The sequence below is a fragment of the Falsirhodobacter halotolerans genome, assembly GCF_022899245.1.
GTDB classification, from domain to species: domain Bacteria; phylum Pseudomonadota; class Alphaproteobacteria; order Rhodobacterales; family Rhodobacteraceae; genus Falsirhodobacter; species Falsirhodobacter halotolerans.
The window spans coordinates 2,538,627-2,553,540 of record NZ_JALJAZ010000001.1; the positions used below are offsets into that span (position 1 = coordinate 2,538,627).

General features: G+C 64.6%; 15 protein-coding genes. 7 read left to right on the forward strand and 8 right to left on the reverse strand.

Going from position 1 to position 14,914, the window contains the following annotated elements; all coding sequences use genetic code 11:
* Window positions 1-30: 30 nt before the first annotated feature.
* A complete protein-coding gene (locus tag MU449_RS13235) occupies window positions 31-846 on the reverse strand; it encodes a hypothetical protein (RefSeq protein WP_244738844.1) in 816 nt (271 codons plus the stop codon).
* A 68-nt stretch (window positions 847-914) separates the two neighbouring features.
* Between MU449_RS13235 and MU449_RS13240 the strand changes: the two genes are divergently transcribed.
* Window positions 915-2,138, forward strand: coding sequence for an argininosuccinate synthase (locus MU449_RS13240; RefSeq protein ID WP_244738845.1), 1,224 nt, complete (start codon window positions 915-917; stop codon window positions 2,136-2,138).
* Window positions 2,139-2,174: 36 nt separating this feature from the next.
* Here the strand turns inward: MU449_RS13240 and MU449_RS13245 are convergent, their stop codons facing one another.
* Window positions 2,175-4,430, reverse strand: a complete 2,256-nt coding sequence (locus tag MU449_RS13245) for an NADP-dependent malic enzyme (protein WP_244738846.1) — start codon at window positions 4,428-4,430, stop codon at window positions 2,175-2,177.
* Window positions 4,431-4,525: 95 nt separating this feature from the next.
* Here MU449_RS13245 and mutS point away from each other — a divergent pair, with 95 nt between their 5' ends.
* Window positions 4,526-7,120: a DNA mismatch repair protein MutS gene (mutS, locus tag MU449_RS13250; RefSeq protein WP_244738847.1), complete on the forward strand. Its 2,595-nt coding sequence runs from the start codon at window positions 4,526-4,528 to the stop codon at window positions 7,118-7,120.
* A gap of 11 nt (window positions 7,121-7,131) precedes the next feature.
* On the opposite strand, the gene MU449_RS13255 is transcribed toward mutS, so the two are convergent.
* From MU449_RS13255 to hrcA, 3 genes are all read right to left on the reverse strand, one after another.
* Entirely contained in the window at window positions 7,132-7,695 is a 564-nt protein-coding gene (locus tag MU449_RS13255; RefSeq protein ID WP_244738848.1) for a DedA family protein, read from the reverse strand.
* A gap of 115 nt (window positions 7,696-7,810) precedes the next feature.
* Window positions 7,811-8,338, reverse strand: coding sequence for a nucleotide exchange factor GrpE (locus MU449_RS13260; protein ID WP_425310540.1), 528 nt, complete (start codon window positions 8,336-8,338; stop codon window positions 7,811-7,813).
* Between the two features lie 4 nt (window positions 8,339-8,342).
* Window positions 8,343-9,401, reverse strand: coding sequence for a heat-inducible transcriptional repressor HrcA (hrcA, locus tag MU449_RS13265; RefSeq protein WP_244738849.1), 1,059 nt, complete (start codon window positions 9,399-9,401; stop codon window positions 8,343-8,345).
* A 98-nt stretch (window positions 9,402-9,499) separates the two neighbouring features.
* On the opposite strand from hrcA, the gene rph reads away from it, so the two are divergent.
* The 5 genes from rph to MU449_RS13290 are packed head-to-tail and all read left to right on the forward strand — an operon-like array spanning window position 9,500 to window position 12,688.
* Complete coding sequence (rph, locus tag MU449_RS13270) at window positions 9,500-10,213, forward strand: ribonuclease PH (protein WP_244738850.1); 714 nt, start codon at window positions 9,500-9,502, stop codon at window positions 10,211-10,213.
* Complete coding sequence (rdgB, locus tag MU449_RS13275) at window positions 10,210-10,818, forward strand: RdgB/HAM1 family non-canonical purine NTP pyrophosphatase (RefSeq protein ID WP_244738852.1); 609 nt, start codon at window positions 10,210-10,212, stop codon at window positions 10,816-10,818. The genes rph and rdgB overlap by 4 nt, the downstream gene beginning before the upstream one ends.
* Window positions 10,815-11,183, forward strand: a complete 369-nt coding sequence (locus MU449_RS13280) for a RidA family protein (protein ID WP_244738854.1) — start codon at window positions 10,815-10,817, stop codon at window positions 11,181-11,183. The genes rdgB and MU449_RS13280 overlap by 4 nt, the downstream gene beginning before the upstream one ends.
* Before the next feature lie 3 nt (window positions 11,184-11,186).
* Window positions 11,187-12,338, forward strand: a complete 1,152-nt coding sequence (hemW, locus tag MU449_RS13285) for a radical SAM family heme chaperone HemW (protein ID WP_244738857.1) — start codon at window positions 11,187-11,189, stop codon at window positions 12,336-12,338.
* A complete protein-coding gene (locus MU449_RS13290) occupies window positions 12,335-12,688 on the forward strand; it encodes a YbaN family protein (protein WP_244738859.1) in 354 nt (117 codons plus the stop codon). Before hemW ends, MU449_RS13290 begins: the two co-directional genes overlap by 4 nt.
* On the opposite strand, the gene MU449_RS13295 is transcribed toward MU449_RS13290, so the two are convergent.
* Genes MU449_RS13295 through rsmG form a run of 3 tightly spaced genes read right to left on the reverse strand, consistent with a single transcriptional unit; the run spans window position 12,675 to window position 14,903 of the window.
* Window positions 12,675-13,559, reverse strand: a complete 885-nt coding sequence (locus MU449_RS13295) for a ParB/RepB/Spo0J family partition protein (protein ID WP_244738860.1) — start codon at window positions 13,557-13,559, stop codon at window positions 12,675-12,677. The genes MU449_RS13290 and MU449_RS13295 overlap by 14 nt on opposite strands.
* A complete protein-coding gene (locus MU449_RS13300; RefSeq protein WP_244738861.1) occupies window positions 13,556-14,350 on the reverse strand; it encodes a ParA family protein in 795 nt (264 codons plus the stop codon). The genes MU449_RS13295 and MU449_RS13300 overlap by 4 nt, the downstream gene beginning before the upstream one ends.
* Window positions 14,343-14,903 carry a 16S rRNA (guanine(527)-N(7))-methyltransferase RsmG gene (gene rsmG / locus MU449_RS13305; RefSeq protein WP_244738862.1) on the reverse strand — a complete coding sequence of 187 codons (561 nt, stop codon included), beginning with the start codon at window positions 14,901-14,903 and terminating at the stop codon, window positions 14,343-14,345. The genes MU449_RS13300 and rsmG overlap by 8 nt, the downstream gene beginning before the upstream one ends.
* Window positions 14,904-14,914 lie beyond the last annotated feature (11 nt).

Below are 14,914 nucleotides of genomic sequence, written 5' to 3' on the forward strand. Positions count from 1 at the left end.
GATGCAGGTGTTCTATCGGGGGTCGTGGCGTCACACAAGCGGGCGGCCTTCGATGTAATGGCCGTAGAGGGTGGTCAGGACGCTGATGCCGAAGATGGTCAGGAACCAGTCGAGGGCCAGGGACAGAAAAAATGTAACACCCACATAGTGGGACGGGGTGAGGCCGATCACCATCCCGACCGCCATCAGGATCAGGAAAAAGAACACCGCGCTGAGCAACCAGAGGCCCAGAATGGCCCAGGACGCCCGCCCTGTGTGCCGCCACACCTCCCGAACGCCGATCCCCCGCCCCAAGGCCGCCGCTGGAAGCATGACGGACAGACGCGTCCAACACACCAGCAGAAACAAACCCATCACCGCGGCGGCGGGAAGGTAAAGGTAATCCCAGACCGACAGTTCTTCGGGATCATAGTTATCCCATGCATAGATGGCAAAATACGACCAGATGAGGAGCGGTGCCGCCAAAAGCAACATCACAAGGAACATCTGGGTGCTTCGTAGAAAGTAGGCCCAGACCCTGCGCCCCATCCATTGGGTTGCGACCGCAGGTTCCTCCAGCAGAATATGGCGATGCCAGTTCACGGCAAGTGCCAGACCGAAGATCAGGGCTGACATGGAAACGATGTTTTGCAAATATCTTCCACCTTCCGAACCATTGTCGATATGGGCGGTCACTATCAGCTGACCCAGAACGGCAAAGATGACATATGGAATGGACAGCCGGACGGCTGCGGAGAAATTGCCGGTGACCTGACGCAGCGAATGACGGAAAAGGCGGTAACTTTTCATGGCTCTCGATATCGTGATGAACGCGTGATCTTTGTGGGGCGGCCCGCGTTTCGGCAAGCGATACTTGCAGCAGGGGGGCAAAATCGGTAATCGCCAAGCAAAGGCCTTGCAACGGGGAACCCACCATGTCCGCACCGAAGAAAGTCGTCCTCGCCTATTCGGGCGGTCTGGATACCTCGATCATCCTGAAATGGTTGCAGACCGAATACGGGTGCGAGGTCGTGACCTTCACCGCCGATCTGGGTCAGGGCGAGGAGTTGGAGCCTGCCCGCAAGAAGGCCGAACTCTTGGGGATCAAGCCCGAGAACATCCATATCGAGGATGTGCGCGAGGAGTTCGTGCGCGACTTCGTCTTCCCGATGTTCCGCGCCAACGCGCTTTATGAAGGGCTGTATCTGCTGGGCACGTCCATTGCCCGCCCGCTGATTTCCAAACGTCTGGTGGAGATTGCGCGCGAATGCGGCGCGGACGCCGTGGCGCATGGGGCGACCGGCAAGGGCAACGATCAGGTGCGGTTCGAACTCTCCGCCTATGCCCTGAACCCCGACATCAAGGTCATCGCGCCGTGGCGTCTTTGGGATCTGACCAGCCGCACCAAGCTGATCGAGTTTGCCGAGGCGAACCAGATCCCGATCGCCAAGGACAAGCGCGGCGAGGCGCCGTTCAGCGTGGACGCGAACCTGCTGCACACCAGTTCCGAGGGCAAGGCGCTGGAAAACCCCGCCGAGGCCGCGCCCGAATACGTCTATCAGCGCACCGTGTCGCCCGAGGAGGCACCGGACACGCCCGAATTCATCGAGATCACCTTCGAGAAAGGCGACGCCGTGGCGATCAACGGCGAGGCGATGTCGCCCGCCACGATCCTGACCAAACTGAACGAGTTGGGCGGCAAGCACGGCATCGGACGTCTGGATTTCGTTGAGAACCGTTTCGTCGGCATGAAGTCGCGCGGCATCTATGAAACCCCCGGCGGCACCGTCCTTCTGGAAGCCCATCGCGGGATCGAGCAGATCACGCTGGATTCCGGCGCGGGCCATCTGAAGGATTCGATCATGCCCCGCTATGCCGAGCTGATCTATAACGGGTTCTGGTTCTCGCCCGAGCGGGAGATGCTGCAGGCGCTGATCGACAAGAGCCAGGAGCATGTGTCGGGAACGGTGCGCCTAAAGCTCTACAAGGGGTTGGCGACGACCGTGGGCCGTTGGTCGGACCACTCCCTCTATTCCGAGGCGCATGTGACCTTCGAGGAAGATGCGGGCGCCTATGACCAGAAGGACGCGGCCGGGTTCATCCGTCTGAACGCCCTGCGGCTGAAGCTGCTGGCCACGCGGAACGCGCGGGTGAAATAAGAAAGGCGCCCCGAGGGGCGCCTTTTTGTTTGGGGATCACCCGATCTTGCAAGCGGCCATGACGGCCATGTTCAGGATGTCGTTCACCGAAGACGTGGTCGAACAGATCTGGATCGGCTTTTCCACGCCCGTCAGGATCGGGCCGATGACCGTCGCCCCGGCCATTTCCTGCATCAGCTTGACCGAGATCGACGCCGAATGCCGGGCGGGCACGACAAGGATGTTGGCCGGCCCCGTCAGGCGGCAGAACGGATACTGCGCCATCTGGCGGGGATTCAGCGCCACGTCGACGGCCATTTCCCCTTCGTATTCGAAATCGACACCGCGGGCGTCCAGAACCTTTGGGGCCAGCGCCAGCTTGGCCGAGCGTTCCGATTTGGGCGACCCGAAGGTGGAGAAGGACACGAACGCCACGCGCGGAACCAGCCCCAGATCGCGGGCCACACCGGCGGCACGTTCGGCGATGGTCGCCAGATCCTCGGGTTCGGGCCATTCATGGACCAGCGTGTCGGCGATCAGCAGGATCTTGCCCTTGTGCAAAAGCGCCGTGACCCCCGCCGCCCCCTGACCGGGGCGCGCGTCGAACACGTGGTTGATCGCCGACAGGACATGCGCCGATTTGCGTGTGACGCCCGTGATCAGGCCGTCGCCATGCCCCTGCGCCAGCATCAGCGCGGAAAAGACGTGCCGGTCGCGCCCCACCAGACGGCGGATGTCGTGGCTATCGAACCCGTCGCGTTGCAGGCGATTGGACAGGAAGGACTTGTAGGCCTCCAGATGCGGCGAGTTCGCGGCGTTCACCACCTCCAGCTCGGGTATCGCGTCGGCCAGACCGGCGGTGGTCAGCTTTTCGGCCACGTCGGCCTCGCGCCCCACGACCAGCGCCTTGCCAAGGCCCGCGCGCTGATAGGCGACGGCGGCGCGCAGCACGCGCGGTTCGTCCCCTTCGGCGAAGATCATGCGGGCCTGCGCCTTTTTCGCCCGCGCATGGACGCCCTGCAGGATGGACGCCGTCGGGTCCATCCGCGATTTCAGCGAAAGTTCATAGGCGGCCAGATCCTCGATCGGGCGGCGGGCGACGCCCGTGTCCATCCCCGCCTTCGCCACGGCGGGCGGCACCACGTGGATCAGGCGCGGGTCGAAGGGTGTCGGGATGATGTAATCGCGCCCAAAGGTCAGGTCGCGGCCATAGGCGGCGGCCACCTCGTCGGGCACATCCTCGCGCGCCAGTTTCGCAAGCGCCTCGGCGCAGGCGATCTTCATCTCGTCGTTGATGGCGCGGGCGTGGATGTCCAGCGCGCCGCGGAACAGATAGGGGAAGCCGAGGACGTTGTTCACCTGGTTCGGGTAATCCGAACGCCCGGTGGCGACGATGGCGTCCTCGCGCACGGCGTGCGCCTCCTCGGGGGTGATCTCCGGGTCGGGGTTGGCCATGGCGAAGATGACGGGATTGGGTGCCATGGACCGCACCATGTCCTGCGTCACCGCGCCCTTGGCCGACACGCCCAGGAACACATCCGCCCCGTCCATCGCTTCGGCCAGCGTGCGCAGGGGGGTGTTGGCGGCATGGGCCGATTTCCACTGGTTCATGCCTTCGGTCCGGCCGGCGAAGATCACGCCCTTGGTGTCGCACATGATGCAGTTGTCGTGCCGCGCGCCCATGGATTTCAACAGTTCCAGACAGGCGATGCCCGCCGCGCCCGCGCCGTTCAGCACGATGCGCACATCCTCGATCTTTTTGCCGGAGATGGACAGCGCGTTGATCAGACCCGCAGCACAGATCACCGCCGTGCCGTGCTGGTCGTCATGGAACACGGGAATGTCCATGATCTCTTTCAGCCGGCTTTCGATGATGAAGCATTCCGGGGCCTTGATGTCTTCAAGGTTGATGCCGCCGAAGGTCGGGCCCATCAGGCTGACGGCCTTGATGATCTCGTCCGGGTCCTCGGTGTCCAGTTCGATGTCGATGGCGTTCACGTCGGCGAACCGCTTGAACAGCACCGCCTTGCCCTCCATCACCGGTTTCGACGCCAGCGCCCCGAGGTTCCCCATGCCGAGGATCGCCGTGCCGTTCGACACCACAGCCACCATGTTGCCCTTGACGGTATAGTCATAGGCCGTTTCGGGATTGTCGGCGATGGCCTGCACCGGCACCGCGACGCCGGGGGAATAGGCAAGGCTCAGATCGCGCTGCGTCGCCATCGGGGTGGAGGCCACGACCTCGTATTTGCCCGGCATGGGGTCGAGGTGATAGGCCAGCGCCTCTTCGGGTGTGATCTTGGTCTTGGACATGGCGGCTTCCCCTTTTCGCCCTTCTGCATATCCCCCTGCACGCGTTGCGGCAACCGCCCGCGCGTCGTAAGACAGGCCGAACGAAGGGGAATGCGATGACCGAACCGACGCCCATGATGGCCCAGTATCTGACGATCAAGGCCGACCATCCGGCGGCGCTGCTGTTCTATCGCATGGGCGACTTCTATGAATTGTTCTTCGACGATGCGGTTCTGGCGGCCGAGGCGCTGGACATCGCGCTGACCAAGCGCGGCAAGCATCTGGGCGAGGATATCGCCATGTGCGGCGTGCCGCATCACGCCGCCGAAAGCTATCTTCTGGGGCTGATCCGCAAGGGGTTCCGGGTGGCCATCGCCGAACAGATGGAGGATCCGGCCGAGGCCAAGAAGCGCGGGTCGAAATCCGTTGTGCGGCGCGAGGTGGTGCGGCTGGTCACCCCCGGCACCCTGACCGAGGATGCGCTGCTGGAGGCGCGGCGGCACAATTACCTCGTCGCCCATGCGCAGATGCGGGATGAAGGGGCGCTCGCCTGGACCGACATTTCGACGGGTGAGGTGCGGGTGATGCCCTGCCCCCTGCCCCGCCTTCTGCCCGAACTGGCGCGCCTGTCCCCGCGCGAGATTTTGGTGAGCGAGACGCGCGAGGTGGAGATGGCGGCCCTTTTGACCGACATTCCCGCCGCCGTGACCCCCCTGTCGCGGGGCAGTTTCGACAGCGCCTCGGCCGAGAAGCGGCTGCGGGAGTTGTGGGACGTGCGGTCGCTGGATGCGTTCGGCGGCTTCGGGCGGGCGGAGATGGCGGCGCTTGGGGCGCTTATCGATTATCTGGACCTGACGCAGCGCGGGCGGCTGCCGCTGCTGCGTCCGCCGGTGCGGGAGGTTCCGGGCGCGGCGCTTCAGATCGATGCGGCGACGCGGCGCAACCTCGAGATTTCGCAGGCCCTGTCGGGGGGGCGCGACGGCTCGCTTCTGTCCGCGATGGACCGGACGGTGACGGCCCCAGGTGCGCGGCTTCTGGAACGGCGACTGTCGGCCCCCTCCTGCGATCTGGCGGTGATTCATGCGCGGCAGGAGGGGGTGCGCTGGCTGGTGGACACCCCCCGCGCGCGGGACGGGCTGCGCGACGCGCTGCGGCGGGTGCCCGACATGGACCGCGCGTTGCAGCGCATCGCCATGGACCGCGCCGGCCCGCGCGACATGGCCGCCATCCGCGCGGGGCTGGATCAGGCGCGGCGGCTGACCCTGCCGGACGCGCCGCCGCATCTGGCCGAAGCGATGGCGGCGCTGAACGGTCATGGCGATCTGGTGGACCTTCTGGACCGCGCCCTGATTGCCGAACCGCCGCTTCTGGCCCGGGATGGCGGATTCATCTGCGAAGGCTATGACACCGAACTGGACGAGACCCGCGCCTTGCGCGACGAAGGGCGCGGCGTCATCGCCCGGATGCAGGCCGATTACATCGCGCAAACGGGGGTCCAGAGCCTGAAGATCAAGCACAACAACGTGCTGGGATATTTCATCGAGGTGACGGCGCTGCATGACGCGACGTTGCGCGGCGCGGGGTTCATCCATCGCCAGACCACGGCGAACCAAATCCGTTTCACCACCGTCGAACTGTCGGAGATCGAGACGCGCATCCTCAACGCCGGCAATCACGCGCTGGAGCTGGAGAAGCGTCATTTCGCAGCACTGCAGGCCGACATCCTGCGCCATGCGGCGGCGATCGGCACCGCGGCCCGCGCCTTGGCGGTGCTGGATGTGGCCGCGAGCCTTGCCGATCTGGCGGTGGCCGAGGACTGGACGAAACCCAAGGTCGATGCCAGCCGCGCCTTTGCCATCGAAGGGGGGCGCCATCCGGTCGTGGAACGCGCCCTGCGCCGCAAGGGGGAGGCGTTCGTGGCCAACGACTGCGCCCTGACGGTGGAGGCGACGCCCGCAATCTGGCTGCTGACCGGGCCGAACATGGCCGGGAAATCGACCTTTCTGCGGCAGAACGCGCTGATGGCGCTTCTGGCGCAGGCGGGCAGTTTCGTGCCTGCCGCCTCGGCCCATATCGGGCTGGTCAGCCAGCTCTTCAGCCGCGTGGGCGCGGCGGACGATCTGGCGCGGGGCCGCTCCACCTTCATGGTGGAGATGGTGGAAACGGCGGCGATCCTGAACCAGGCCGACGATCGGGCGCTGGTGATCCTGGACGAGATCGGGCGCGGGACCGCCACCTATGACGGGCTGTCCATCGCCTGGGCCACGCTGGAACACCTGCATGACACCAGCCGCTGCCGCGCGCTGTTCGCCACCCATTACCACGAGATGACGGCGCTGGCGGCCAAACTGGACGGGGTGGAGAACGCGACCGTCACCGTGCGCGAATGGAAGGGCGACGTGGTCTTCCTGCACGAGGTGGTGCGCGGCGCGGCGGACCGGTCCTATGGCGTGCAGGTGGCGCGGATCGCAGGGCTGCCCGCGCCGGTGATCGAACGGGCGAAGGTGATCCTTGAGGCGTTGGAATCCGGCGACCGCGAGGGGCGGCGCAAGACCGCGCTGATCGACGACCTGCCCCTGTTCCGCACCCCGCCCCCCGTGGCCGCGGCGGCGTCCGAGGTGGAAGACCGCCTGCGCGGCGTGCAGCCCGACGAGATGTCGCCCATGGAGGCGTTGAAGCTGATCTATGAATTGCGGGGCATGGTAAGGTGAGGGGGGCGGTATCAGCCGCCCGTCCGACGCCGCTTCATGACCCACAAAAGCGCCAGGCTGCACAGGCCGACGGCCACGATCGCCAGCGGATAATGGATATGGGCGCGCAGATGGCCGAACAGCGTCTCGATCGCCTGTCCGCACAGATAGCCCAAGGCCACGAAGGTCGCCGCCCATGACAGGGCGGCTGCGGCGTTCAGCAGGGCAAATCGCCCCCAGGGATACGCGGTGGTGCCGATCGTGACGGCGCTGGCCATCCTGAGCCCATAGGCAAAACGGAACCCGAAGACGAAGAGATCGCGGCGCCGATGGAACGCGCGCAAAACCCGCGCCCCGGCCGGTCCGGCCTGAAGCCTGCGCACCCGTGGGCTGTTGCGGAATTTCCGCCCGGCCAGAAAGAAGATCTGATCCGTCAGGAAGGAGCCTGCCGCCACGGCCAGAATGGCGGCCCAGACATCCAGCAGACCGCGATGGGCCAGCACCCCGCCCAGCATGGCCACGGTCTCCCCCTCGAACCCCGATCCGGCGAACAGTCCGAACGTGCCGTAATCGGATACGAGGGTCTCAAGGCTCATGCGTCACCTTTGGCGTCTTCGGGGCGCGGCCGTCATCCCGCCGCAGGACGGCAGGATGATCCATACTGGCGGGAGTTTCCAGCCCCATCCCGCACCGTGCAGGGACCGGGCGGGATCAGGAGGCCGGGGTCGAGGACACGCCCACCTGCGCCGGACGCAGCAGGCGGTCGTGGATCATGAAGCCTTCGGTCATCACCTGAATGATCTGGCCCGCCTTGGTGCCGGGCACGGGGGCTTCGAACATCGCCTCGTGGTTCTGCGGGTCGAAGGTGTCGCCGATCTGGGGGGCGATGGCCTTCACGCCATGCTTGTCCATGACGTTCAGCAATTCGCGCATGGTCAGTTCCACACCCTCCAGCAGGCCGGAGGCGGCGGCGCGTTGTTCGTCGGTCGCAGCCTCCAGCGCGCGGCGCAGGTTGTCGTGGACGGGCAGCAGGTCGCGGGCCAGACGGGTGCCGCCGTAATTCTCGGCCTCGCGCCGGTCGCGGTCGGCGCGCTTGCGGGCGTTTTCCGCATCGGCCAGCGCGCGCATCCAGCGGTCGCGCATGTCGTCGCGTTCGGCGCGCAGGGCCTCCAGTTCGTCGTCCGCGCCGTCCATCATGTCGGTGTCCAGCATGTCGTCAGTCTTGTTGTCGTCCGTCATTCTCTCATCCTTTGCCGCGTTCCGATACGAGGCGTCCGACCAGATGGGCGGTGTAATCCACGATCGGCACGATGCGTCCATAATTGAGCCGCGTCGGCCCGATGACCCCCACCGCACCAATGATCTTACGATCGGCGTTCATATAGGGAGAGACCACCAGAGAGGAACCCGAAAGTGAGAAAAGGGTATTCTCCGAGCCGATAAAAATGCGCACCCCGTCGCCGGTTTCGGTCAGATGCAGGTATTCCGCGATGTCGCGTTTGCGTTCAAGATCCTCGAACAGCGAGCGGATGCGGTCCACGTCGCGGGCGTCCGCCTCCAGCAGGTTGGCCTGGCCGCTGACCAGAAGACGTTCGGATTGCTTGCCCGGATTTTCCCAGACGGCCAGGCCCGCATCGACCAGCGCCTGCGCCAGACCGTCGATCTCCTGCCGGCGGCGGGCCATGTCCTGCACGATGGTCTGGCGCAGTTCGGTCAGGGTCCGGCCCCCGGCCAGGGCGTTCAGGAAATTCGCCGCCTCGCGCATCGACGACGCCGTCTGGCCCGGCGGCGGGGCGAAGACGCGGTTTTCCACCTGACCATCGGCGAAGACCAGAACCACCAGCGCGCGATCTGCGCCAAGGCTGACGAATTCGATATGGCGGATCGGCGCCTCATGCTTGGGCGTCAGGACCAGGCTGGCCCCGCGGGTGATGCCGGACAGGGTCTTGCCCACGCGGTCCAGCAGGGTCGCCACATCGGCATCGCTGCCGGTGGCGTCGATGCGTTCCCGATCCTCGGGCGCGATCTGGCCCACCTGCAGGATGCCGTCCACGAACATGCGCAGGCCCAGCTGCGTGGGCACGCGCCCCGCGGACACATGCGGGCTGTCCAGAAGGCCAAGATGCTCCAGATCCTGCATAACGTTGCGCACGGTGGCCGCGCTGATCTTTTCGTTCATCACCCGCGTCAGGGTGCGCGACCCCACCGGCTCGCCACTGTCGAGATAACCTTCGACCACGCGGCGGAACACCTCGCGCGAGCGGTCGTTCATTTCGGTCAGCAATTGTCGGGTATCGGCCATCCTTTCAATTAGGGGGCACGGACCCGAAACGTCAATCCGGCTTGCATCATGGGGGGCGGGGGCGGTATCTGACGGCCAGCAGAATAAGGAGCTTTCCCATGCGTCCCTCCGGCCGTTCCCTGAACCAGATGCGCGATGTGGTCATCGAGACCGGCGTGACCAAACATGCCGAAGGGTCGGTGATGATCCGCATGGGCGACACGCATGTCCTCTGCACCGCCTCGATCGAGGAAAAGCCGCCTGCCTTCCTGCGCAATACGGGTCTGGGATGGGTCACGGCGGAATACGGCATGTTGCCCCGCGCGACCAACACGCGGATGCGGCGCGAGGCGGCGGCGGGCAAGCAATCGGGCCGCACGCAGGAAATCCAGCGCCTGATCGGCCGCGCGCTGCGCGCCGGCGTGGACCGCAGCGCCTTGGGCGAACGTCAGATCACCATCGACTGCGACGTGATCCAGGCCGATGGCGGCACCCGCTGCGCCGCGATCACGGGCGGGTTCGTGGCGCTGCGTCTTGCGGTGAACAAGCTGCTGAAATCGGGCGTGATCGTGTCCGATCCGATCATCGATCACGTGGCGGCGGTTTCCTGCGGCATCTATGCCGGTCAGCCGGTAATGGATCTGGATTACGCCGAGGATTCGACCGCGGGCACCGACGGCAACTTCATCCTGACCGGGGCCAAGCGCCTGATCGAGGTGCAGATGTCGGCCGAAGGGGCGACCTTCTCGCGCCCCGAGATGATGGAGCTGCTGGATCTGGCCGAACTGGGCACCGAGGCCTTGGTCGCCGCGCAGAAGGCCGCGCTTGCATGAGGAAGTTCGACGGCGACCGCATCCTGTTCGCCACCGGCAATGCGGGCAAGCTGGCCGAGATGCGCGCCCTGCTTGCCCCGTTCGGCATCGCGGTGGACAGCCTGTCCGATCACGCCCTGCCCGAACCCGAGGAGACGGAAACGACCTTTGTCGGCAATGCCCGCATCAAGGCCCATGCCGCCGCCAAGGCCACGGGCCTGCCCGCGCTGGCCGATGACAGCGGCATCACCATCGACGCGCTGGACGGCGCGCCGGGCGTCTATACCGCCGATTGGGCCGAAACGCCGCAGGGCCGCGATTTTCCGATGGCGATGACCAAGACGTGGGACAAGCTGGAGGCGGCGAACGCCCCCTTCCCCCGCACCGCCCAGTTCAACGCGACGCTGGTGCTGGCCTGGCCCGACGGGCATGACGAGGTGTTCGTGGGCCGTCTGGATGGGCAGATCGTCTGGCCCATGCGCGGGGCGCAGGGCCACGGCTATGATCCCATCTTCCAACCGGACGGGTTCGACACCACATTGGGTGAGATGCCGACCGACAAGAAGAACGATATCTCCCACCGTGCGGATGCGTTCCGCAAGCTCGTCAAAGGATGTTTCGCGTGAAACTCATCTCCTCCGGTTCGCCGTTCGAAACGAAAATGGGCTATTCCCGCGCCGTCGTGAAGGGCGACTGGTGCTTTGTGTCTGGCACCACGGGCTATGTCGACGGGGTCATGCCCGAGGGCGTCGCGGATCAGGCGCGGGCCTGCTTTGCCACCATCGCGAAGGCGTTGGCCGAGGGCGGGTTTGCAATGACCGACGTGGTGCGGGTGCAATACACCGTCACCGACGCGGCGCTGGTCGATGATCTGATCCCCGCCTTGGGCGAGGTCTTTGCCGATATCCGTCCGGCCGCGACGATGGTGGTCGCCGGTCTGATCCGCCCCGAAATGCTGGTCGAGATCGAAGTCACGGCATTCAAGGGCTGACCGATGGAAGACTGGCGGAACGGCGGGTTCGGGCTTTACCTGCACTGGCCGTTCTGCCAGTCGAAATGCCCCTATTGCGATTTCAACAGCCATGTGGCGACCCGGATCGACCAGAAACGGTGGCAGGCGGCCTATCTGGCCGAGATCGACCGTGTGGGACGTGAAACCTCCGGGCGGGTGCTGAACACCGTCTTTTTCGGCGGGGGCACGCCGTCCTTGATGGAGCCGGAGGTGGTGGACGCGATCCTGAGCCGCATCCGCGCCACTTGGCCCAACGCCAACGACATCGAAATCACGCTGGAGGCCAATCCGGGCTCGGTCGAGGCAGGACGTTTCCGCGCCTTTGCCGAAGCGGGGGTGAACCGCGTGTCGATGGGGGTGCAGGCGCTGAACGATACCGATCTGCGCCGTCTGGGCCGCTTGCACACGGTGGCCGAGGCGCGGGCCGCATTCGATGTCGCACGGACCCATTTCGCGCGTGTCAGCTTCGATTTGATCTATGCCCGTCAGGACCAGACGCTGGAGGCATGGCGGGCCGAACTGACCGAAGCACTGACGATGGCGGTCGATCACCTGTCGATGTATCAGCTGACGATCGAGGATGGGACGGCGTTTGGCGATCGGTTCGCACGGGGCGGGCTGAAGGGCCTTCCGTCCGACGATCTGGGCGCGGATATGTATGATCTGACGCAGGACATCTGCGAGGCGCATGGCCTGCCCGCCTACGAGGTGTCGAACCATGCCCGACCGGGGGCCGAAAGCCGACACAACCGCATTTACTGGCAGGGCGGCGATTACGCGGGCATCGGTCCGGGGGCCCATGGACGGCTGACGCTGGACGGGGTCCGTTGGGCCACGGTGGCCCCGCGTGCGCCCGGTGCCTGGCTGGCGGCGGCGGAGGCGGGCCGCGGCGAGGATCCGCGCGAGGCGGTGACGCGGCAGGAGCAGGCGGACGAATATCTGATGATGGGCCTTCGGCTGCGCGATGGGTTGGATCTGGACCGTTTGCGCGCGTTGTCGCCATCCCATCCGAACCCGCGCGGGCTGGCCGAAATGGCGGATCTCGGAATGGTCGAGATGGACGCCGCGCGTCTATGGGCGACGCCCAGGGGGCGCGTGGTGTTGAACGGCGTCATCCGGGCCTTGGCGGCGTGAAACGGGCGCTGTGGGGGCTGTGCGGCGGGCTGGCGCTTGGTCTGGCGGTGGTGGGGGCTGTCCTGCCGCTTTTGCCGACCGTGCCTTTCCTGCTGCTGGCCGCGTTGTGCTTTTCCAAGGCCTCGGATCGTTGGCATCGCTGGCTTTTGTCCCACCCGCGCTTTGGCCCGCCCATTCGCGATTGGCGGGCCCGGGGTGCGGTGTCGCGGCGGGCGAAGATGTTTGCATCCATCTGGATGGCGTTGGCCTTGGCCCTGTCCCTCGCGGTGGGGGTCCCGATATGGGCGATGACCGCGCAGACCATGGTGCTGATCTGCGTGGCCGTTTTTCTGTGGACTAGGCCCGATTAGAGGACAGGATGCGGCACAGCGTATCGAGATCCTCCAGCGAGGCGTAACGGATCGAGACCACGCCCGTCTCTCCCCCGGCCAGATGATCGATCTGCACCGTCATCCCCAGATTGGCCGAAAGGTCGCCCTCAAGCGCCCGCGTGTCGGCATCCTTGTCGTCGAAGGCGGGGCGCGCCTTGGGGGCCCGCTCCGGTGCGCCCTTTGCCAGCCGTTCCGTTTCACGCACCGACAGCCCCTTGTCCACCACCTGACGCGCCAAAGCGGAGGCATCGGGCGAGGTGATCAACGCGCGGGCGTGACCGGCCGACAGAACCCCTTCCGCCAGCATCTGCTGCACGTCCGCTGGAAGATTCAACAATCTCAATAAGTTAGCGATGTGGGACCGGCTTTTTGACAGGGCGTTGGCCAGTTTTTCCTGCGTATGACCGAAGCGATCCATCAGGGCCTTGAATCCCAACGCCTCCTCGATCGGGTTCAGGTCGGCGCGCTGGATGTTCTCGATGATCGCAACTTCCAAGACCTCGGTATCGTCGAAATCGCGGATGATGACCGGCAGATCATGCAGCTGCGCCATCTGCGAGGCACGCCAGCGACGCTCGCCCGCCACGATCTCGTACCGGTCGCTGTTGGGCTGCGGACGAACGATGAGAGGCTGGATGACACCTTTCGCTCGAATGGAGGCCGATAAATCTTCAAGCGATTGCGGATCGAACGCGCGACGGGGTTGGTTCGGGTTCGGAACGATCTTTTCGATCGGCAGTGTCGTATCCGCCCGACGCGGTGCGGCATCACCGGGATCGACATTGATATCCGCCATGAGGGCGGACAGCCCACGCCCCAGCCCGCGCCGTTCCATCTTGCGGTCCATCATGCCGATTCCCTTACTTTCGAATGCCGCGAAATCATCTCCCGCGCCAAGGCGCGATAGGCCTCGCTTCCCTTGGAGGCGCTGTCATACGAGAGCACAGGCAACGCGAAGGAAGGTGCCTCGCTGACGCGCACATTCCGGGGAATGATGGTTGAAAACACAAGGCTCCCCAAGGTCTTCCGCGCGTCGTCCTCAACAAGTTGGGAAAGGTTGTTGCGCTTGTCATACATAGTAAGAACCACGCCCTCGATACGGAGGTTGGGGTTCGCGGTCTGCCGAATTTCGCGCACGGTCAGCATGAACTGCGAAAGACCTTCGAGTGCGAAAAATTCGCTTTGCAAGGGAACGAGCACCGAATCCGATGCCACCAGCGCATTCAGCGTCAGAAGGCTGAGCGATGGCGGACAATCGATAAGGATATAGTCGATATCGATCTTATGCGGAATGCGCAGGGCATTCCGCAGCAACGTGACGCGATGTTCGTTTCGCATCAGCTCCATATCCGCCGAAGACAGATCGGCATTGGCCGGGCAGACAAACAGGTTGGCAATGCGGGACGGAAGCGCGACCCGATCTATCGACAACTGGTCGAGAATGAGGTCGGACGTTGTCAGGGTTCGGGACTCTGCCTCGATCCCAAGCCCGGTGGATGCATTGCCTTGCGGGTCCAGATCTATCAACAGAACCTTGTGACCGCTTTCCGCAAGGGCCGCCGCAAGGTTGATCGACGTCGTTGTCTTCCCCACCCCGCCCTTCTGGTTTGCAATGGCGATCACACGGGCTGCGTCAGACACGGGAGATATTCCTGAGTTCAAGGATTACGGCATCCGCATTCGTGGTGCTCGGATGGATTTCGCAGTCAAAGTGCCACATATGTCGGGCATGTTCAATTTCTTTGGCGTGGTTCGCGCCCTTTGGATACAACGAAATCCCCCCGGGACGTTGATGCCGCACGCTGAAGGCGCAAAGCTTGTCCAAAGGTGCAAGCGCGCGTGCGGATACGATATCGGCATTCAAGGGCGCAACAGCTTCAATCCGCTGCGAAATCACACGGGCATTTAGATCAAGAATACGAATCATTTCGATAAGAAAAGCGGATTTGCGCAGATCTGATTCCACAAACGTGAATTTCCCCGCCATGTCGTCGTCTTTGGCGCATATAGCCGCGATGACGCCTGGGAAGCCGCCCCCCGTTCCCAGATCCACCCAATGGGAGAATGCCGGTGCATGGTGGAAAACCTGAACGGAGTCTTCAATATGCCGGCGGGCGAAATCATCATCTGTCGATTTCGAAAAAAGATTTATCTTTGCGTTCCATTTCCGGGCATGCTCCGTAAATTCTGCCATTCGGCCTGATG